2 protein-coding genes are annotated in these 6,728 nt (G+C 75.1%); both read right to left on the bottom strand.

Going from position 1 to position 6,728, the window contains the following annotated elements; translation table 11 throughout:
* A partial coding sequence (locus AB0C84_RS44995; RefSeq protein ID WP_361078820.1) for an amino acid adenylation domain-containing protein occupies positions 1–4,656 on the bottom strand: 4,656 nt, incomplete at its 3' end.
* Positions 4,653–6,728, bottom strand: a 2,076-nt coding sequence (locus tag AB0C84_RS44990) for a condensation domain-containing protein (protein ID WP_361078817.1), incomplete at its 5' end; no start/stop codon positions are given. The genes AB0C84_RS44990 and AB0C84_RS44995, both read right to left, overlap by 4 nt.

Below are 6,728 nucleotides of genomic sequence, written 5' to 3'. Positions count from 1 at the left end.
CACCTCGGCATACGTCCACGACACACCCTCGGACGACACCGCCACGGCGTCCGGACGCGCCGCCGCCTGCGCCTCGAACAGCGCCGGGATCGTCGTGCGCGGGACGTCGCCGCCCTTGCCGCCCGCCCAGCGGCGCAGCAGGGTGCGACGCTCGCCGCGGTCGAGGATGTCGGCGGTGGTGACGGGTGCGTCGGGGTCGGCCGCCAGTTCGCGGACGAGGCGCTCGAAGCGGTCCGCGATGGACACGGCGGTTCCGGCGTCGAAGAGGTCGAGGGCGTATTCGAGACCGGCCTCGATCCCGCCGGGGGCGCCGTCGTCGCCGTGCCGTTCCTCCAGGTAGAGGGACAGGTCGTACTTGGCCGCACCCGAGACGAGGGGTTCGGCGCCGCCGGTGAGCCCGTCCATCTCCAGCCGCGCCTCCGGGTTGTTCTGGAACGACAGGACGACCTGGAACAGCGGATGGCGCGCCATCGAGCGCGCCGGGTTGAGCACCTCGACGAGCCGCTCGAAGGGGACGTCCTGGTGGGCGTAGGCGGCGAGGTCCGTCTCCTTCACCCGCCCCACCAGCTCCCGGAACGACGGGTCGCCGGACGTGTCGGTCCGCAGGACGAGCATGTTCACGAACATGCCGACGAGGTCGTCCAGCGCCTCGTCCGTCCGGCCCGCGATCGGCGACCCGATCGGCACGTCCGTCCCCGCCCCGAGCCGCGTCAGCAGCGCGGCGTAGGCCGCCTGCATGACCATGAACAGCGTCGCGCCGTTCTCGCGGGCGAGCCCGAGGAGCCGTGCGTGGAGTTCGGCGTCCAGCTCGAACGTGTGCGTCCCGCCCCGGTAGGACGCCTGCGCCGGGCGCGGCCGGTCCGCGGGCAGCGGCAGCTCCTCCGGCAACCCGGCCAGAGCGTCCCGCCAGTACGCGATCTGCTTGGACACCAGGCTCTCCGGATCCTCCTCGGAACCGAACAGCTCACGCTGCCACAGCGTGTAGTCCGCGTACTGCACGGGCAGCGGCGCCCAGTCCGGCGCCGTCCCGCCGGCCCGCGCCGCGTAGGCGAGGATCACGTCGCGGGCCAGCGGCGCCATCGACCAGCCGTCCGCCGCGATGTGGTGCAGGACCATCATGAGGACGTGCGCGTCGCCGTCCGGCCCGCGGCCGAGCGCGAACAGGCGGGCGCGCAGCGGCGGCTCGACCGACAGGTCGAAGCCGCGCCCGGCCTCCGCCGCCAGCGCCGCCGGGAGCGCCGCCTCGCCGGTCTCGGCGACGTCGAGCCGGGGCCGCGCGGCGGCCGGTTCGAGGACGAGCTGGCGGGCGGTCCCGGACCCGTCCGGGAAGATCGTGCGGAGCGGCTCGTGCCGCGCCACCACGTCGGCGAGGGCGGCGCGCAGCGCGTCCAGGTCGAGGGAGCCGTTGAGGCGCAGCGCGATCGGCATGTTGAACGTCGCCGACGGGCCCTCGAACCGGTTGAGGAACCACAGCCGCTGCTGCGCGTAGGACAGCGGCACGACGTCCGGGCGCTCGGCGCGCACCAGCGGAGGGCGCACGTCGCCGGCGGAACCCGCGATGCGTTCGGCGAGGCCCGCGACGGTCGGCGCCTCGAACAGCGCACGGACGGGCAGCTCGGCGCCGAGCGCGGACCGGATCCGGCCGGTGAGGCGGGTGGCGGTGAGCGAGTCGCCGCCGAGGTCGAAGAACCCGTCGTCCACGCCGACCCTCGGCACGCCGAGCACCTCCGCGAACAGCCCGCAGAGGATCTCTTCTCGCGGGGAGCGGGGCGCGCGGCCGCCGCCCGGTGCGGCGTCGGGGGCGGGCAGTGCGGCCCGGTCGAGCTTGCCGTTCACGGTCAGCGGCAGCGCGTCCAGGACGGTGAGCGCGGGGACCATGTAGTCGGGCAGCCGCTCGGCCGCGTACCGGCGGACGGCCGCGACGTCGACGTCCGGCCCGACGAGGTAGGCGGCGAGGCGCCCGCCGCCGCGCCCGTCGTCGCGGACGACCACGGCGGCCTGCGCGACGCCGCCGCAGCCCGCGAGGACGTTCTCGATCTCGCCGGGCTCCACCCGGTACCCGCGGATCTTCACCTGGTCGTCGGTGCGGCCGAGGTACTCCACCGACCCGTCCGGGCGCCACCGGGCCAGGTCGCCGGTCCGGTACATGCGGTCACCGGGAACGCCGTACGGGTCGGCCACGAACCGCTCGGCGGACAGTCCTGGCCGGTTCAGGTAACCGCGCGCGAGCTGCGATCCCGCCAGGTACAGCTCGCCGGGGACGCCGGCCGGGACGGGCTGGAGCGCGGTGTCCAGCACGTAGGCGCGGGTGTTGCGGTAGGGCGAGCCGACCGACGGGTGCTCGCTGAGCGCGACCGCCTGGTTCATGGTGTCGACGGTCGACTCGGTGGGCCCGTAGAAGTTGCGCGTGGCGAGGCCGGGCACGGCGCGGAGTTCGGCCCACAGGCTCTCGCTGACGGCCTCGCCGCCGAGGAGGAGCTGCGAGGGCCGGTGCCGTCCGTCGTCGTCCAGCAGTCCGGCCTCGCGGAGCGAGGTGAAGTGCGACGGGGTGGTGTTCACCAGGTCGATCCGCGCGCGTGCCACGTAGTCGGCGTACGCCTCGACGTCGCGGCGTGTCTCGTCGTCGATGAGGTGCAGCTCGTGGCCGTACATCATCCACAGCAGGCCCATCCAGGACGTGTCGAACGAGAACGACGCCAGGTGCGCGAACCGCATGCGGCGCCCGCCGGCGGCCTCGACGGCCGGGTCGATGAACGCGTCCCGGTGCGCCTCGAAGTAGTTGAGGACGCCCGCGTGCGGGACGGTCACGCCCTTGGGGCGCCCGGTGGACCCGGACGTGTAGATGACGTACGCGGCGTTCTCGGCCCGCAGTGCCCGGATCCGCTCGCCGTCGGCCGGGGCGTGCCCCGGCCGCTCGCTCGCGTCCGCGCATCCGCCGCCCGTGACGATCAGGACCGGCCGCCCGTGCCCGGCTCCCTCCGGCACGCTCCCGTCGGTGATGGTGAGGGCGGGCCCGGCGTCGTCCAGCATGAAGGCGATGCGGTCGGCCGGATACTGCGGGTCGATCGGGACGTAGGCGGCGCCCGCCTTGAGGACGCCCAGGATCGCGACGACGATCCCGGGGGTGCGCGGGAGGACCAGGGCCACGCGGTCCTCGGGGCCGATCCCCCGGGCGATCAGCTCGTGGGCGAGGCGGTTGGCGCGCCCCTCCAGCTCCGCGTACGTGAGGGAGGTGGCGCCGCAGACGAGGGCCACGTCCTCCGGGGTGCGTGCGGCCTGGGCCTCGAAGAGGGCCGGGAGGGTGCCGGACGGGACGGGGCCGGCAGTGTCGTTCCAGCCGGCCAGCAGGGCCCGCTGGTCCTCCCCCGCCAGGTCCACGGCGCCGATCGGCCGGCCGGAGTCCTCGGCGAACGCCTCCAGGACGCGGCGGACGCGGGCGAGGAGCGCCTCGACGGCCCCGTGCTCGTAGACGTCGGGGCGGTAGTGCAGGCGCAGCGACAGCCGCTCGCCGGGCACGGCCACCAGCGAGAGGGGGAAGTGCGTCGCGTCGTAGGAGTCGGCGGAGGCGACGCGCACGCCGTTGAGGGAGCCGTCCATCGAGGACGGGTCGAAGGGGTAGTTCTCCAGGACCGTCATCGTGTCGAACAGCGCGCCGCCGTGGCCCGCCGCCCGCTGGATCTCGGTGAGGCCCAGGTGGTGGTGGGCGAGGAGTTCGGTCTGCTCGTCCTGGAGGCGTTCCATGAGGGAGGCGAGCGGCTCGTCCATCCGGTAGCGGACGCGGATCGGCAGCGTGTTGATGAACAGCCCGATCATCTGCTCGATGCCGGGCAGCTCCGGCGGGCGGCCGGACACCGTCGACCCGAACACCACGTCGCGCCGGCCGAGGAGGCGGCCGAGGACCAGGCCCCAGGCGCCCTGCAGGACGGTGCTCAACGTGACGCCGTGGCGGCGGGCCGCGCGGGTGAGGCGCCGGGTGGTGCGCTCGTCGAGGTCGGCGACGGTCGGCCGCGGGGGCCGCGGGGCGCGGGCGGCGGCCTCGGGGGCGACGAGGCTGGGCTCGTCCAGGCCGTCGAGGGCGCGGCGCCACGCCTCCCGCGCGGCGGAGCGGTCCTGCCCGGCGAGCCACGCCAGGTAGTTCTTGTACGGGGTGACGCGCGGCATGCCCGTTTCGTGGCCGCCCTGCATGTAGAGCAGGAACAGCTCGGTCGCGAGGATCGGCGTGGACCAGCCGTCCAGCAGGATGTGGTGGTTGGTGAGGATCAGCCGGTGGCGCTCGGGGCCCGTCCGGACGAGGACGAACCGCAGGAGCGGCGGCGCGGTCATGTCGAAGCCGCGTGCCCGCTCCCGGGCGACGACGGCGTCCGCCTCCGCCCCGGACGCGGTGACCTCCTCCCACGGCAGCTCGACCGTGCGCGGGATCACCTGGACCGGACGCGACAGGTCCTCGTGCCAGAACGCGGCGCGCAGGTTGGCGTGCCGGCGCAGCAGCGTCCCGGCGGCGGCGCGCAGCGCGGCGGCGTCCAGCGGCCCTTCCAGGTCGAGGACGAGCTGGGCCGTGTAGACGTCCCCGTCGCCCGCGTCGACGAGCGCGTGGAAGAAGAAGCCCTGCTGCAGGGGCGACAGCGGCAGGATGTCCTCGAGGTCCCCCCGGTTCACGATTTCTGCCTCCACGCGGTCTGCAGCCTGTCGATCTCGCTCTGGTCCAGGTCCACGAGCAGGTCGGACGGGGTGAAACCGCCCGCGTCGCCGGCGGCCACGTCCGCGGCGAGGGCGCGCAGCGCGGTGAACCAGCCCTCGGCGAGGTCGCGGACGGCGGCGGCCTCCAGCAGCCCGTCCGGCCACGTCCAGGTCGCCGACAGCACCGGACCGCCGGGCAGGTCCCGGGTGACGGCGTTGATCTCCAGGACGTGCGCCGCCGGCATCGCGGGGTCCTCCCCGGCGATGAGCTCCTCGGGGGCGAGCGTCCAGTCGCCGCCGTCTCCGGCCGCGACCCGGCCGAGGTAGTTGAAGGCGATCTGCGCGGGCGGGACGCCGGCCAGCTCCGCGGCGGCCTCGCCGCCGCCGTGGCGCAGCAGCCCGTAGCCGATGCCGCCGTCCGGGACCGCCCTGAGCTGCTCCTTCACCGTCTTGAGCGCCGCGGTGCCGGTCTCGTGGCCGGTGTCGAGCCGGACCGGGTGGATCGAGGTGAACCAGCCGGCGGTGCGGGAGACGTCGGCGCCGGGGACGACGTCCTCGCGGCCGTGGCCCTCCAGGTCGACGAGGACGCCGGAGCCGCGCCCGCCCCGGTGCCGCCGCCACTGGGCGACGGCGAGGGCGAGCCCGGTGAGCAGCACGTCGTTGACCCGCCCGTGGAACGCGGCCGGGACCTCGGTGAGCAGCGGGCCGGTCACGTCGGCGGGCAGGTCGAGGGTGACCGAGCGGGCGCGCGCCGCGATGTCCACGCGCGGGTCGAGCGGCCGCCCGGCGAGGTTCTGCGGCGGGCCGTCGACGATGTCGAGCCAGTCCTCCAGCTCGTCCTCGCCCCGCTCCGACGCGGTGAGCCTCTGCGCCCAGCGGCGGAACGAGGTCGGGACGGGGTCGAGCGCTCTTCCGGCCCACGCGGTGACCAGGTCGGGCAGCAGGATCCGCCAGGAGACGCCGTCCACGGCCAGGTGGTGCAGGACGACGAGGAGGCGGCCCTGCTCCCGGCCCGCGTCGAACCAGACGAGCTGCGCGACCGTCCCGGCGGACGGGTCGAGCCGGTCGCGGGCGGCGGTGGCCTGCTCGGTGATGACGGACTGGAGCTTGTCGGCGTCCAGGCCCGCGACGTCCACCCGGGTCACCAGGGCGGCCGCGTCGCACGAGCCGGGCGGCCGGACGACGGGCTGCCATCCGTCCAGGCGGAGGCGCAGCATGTCGTGGTGGTCCAGGAGCGCCTGGAACGCGCCGGTCAGCCGCTCGGCGCCGAGGTCCGGCGGCGTGCGCAGCAGCGCCGACTGGTGGAAGCCCCTGATCAGCGCGGCGTCCCCCGCCACCCGCTCGCGCAGCCACGCCACGATCGGGGTGACCGGGACGGGACCGATCCCGGCGCCGGGCGCCTCGGCCTCGGCCTCCTCGCCTTCCCCGACCGGGCGGGCGGTCGCGGCGAGCTCCTCGACGGTCTGGTGCTGGAACACGTCGCGCGGGGTGATGACCAGGCCGGACTGGCGGGCGCGCGAGACGAGCTGGATCGCGATGATCGAGTCGCCGCCCAGGTCGAAGAACCCGTCGTCGGCCCCGACGCGCTCGAGCCCGAGAACTTCGGCGAACAGGCGGGCGAGGGTCTCCTCCTCCGCGGTGCGCGGGGCACGCGACGACGCCCTGGCCGCGAAGTCCGGCGCGGGCAGCGCCGCGCGGTCGAGCTTGCCGTTGACGGTGAGGGGCAGCGCGTCCAGTTCGACGACGGCGGCGGGGACCATGTGCTCGGGGAGATCCTTGCCGGCGAAGCGGCGCAGTTCGGACGGGTCGATCCCCGCTCCGACGACGTAGGCGACGAGGCGCTCGTCGCGGACGATCACGGCGGCGTCGGAGACGGCGTCGTGCCTGGTCAGTACGGCCTGGATCTCGCCCGGCTCGATCCGGAAGCCGCGCAGCTGCACCTGCTGGTCACCACGGCCGAGGTACTCGAGCGTCCCGTCACGGCGCCAGCGGCCCAGGTCACCCGTCCGGTACATCCGGGCACCGGGCACACCGTGCGGGTCAGCGACGAA

It is taken from the genome of Actinomadura sp. NPDC048955 (assembly GCF_040649435.1).
In the GTDB taxonomy this organism is placed as follows: Bacteria; Actinomycetota; Actinomycetes; order Streptosporangiales; family Streptosporangiaceae; genus Spirillospora; species Spirillospora luteofluorescens.
This window is presented reverse-complemented; position numbering and strand designations above follow the sequence as displayed.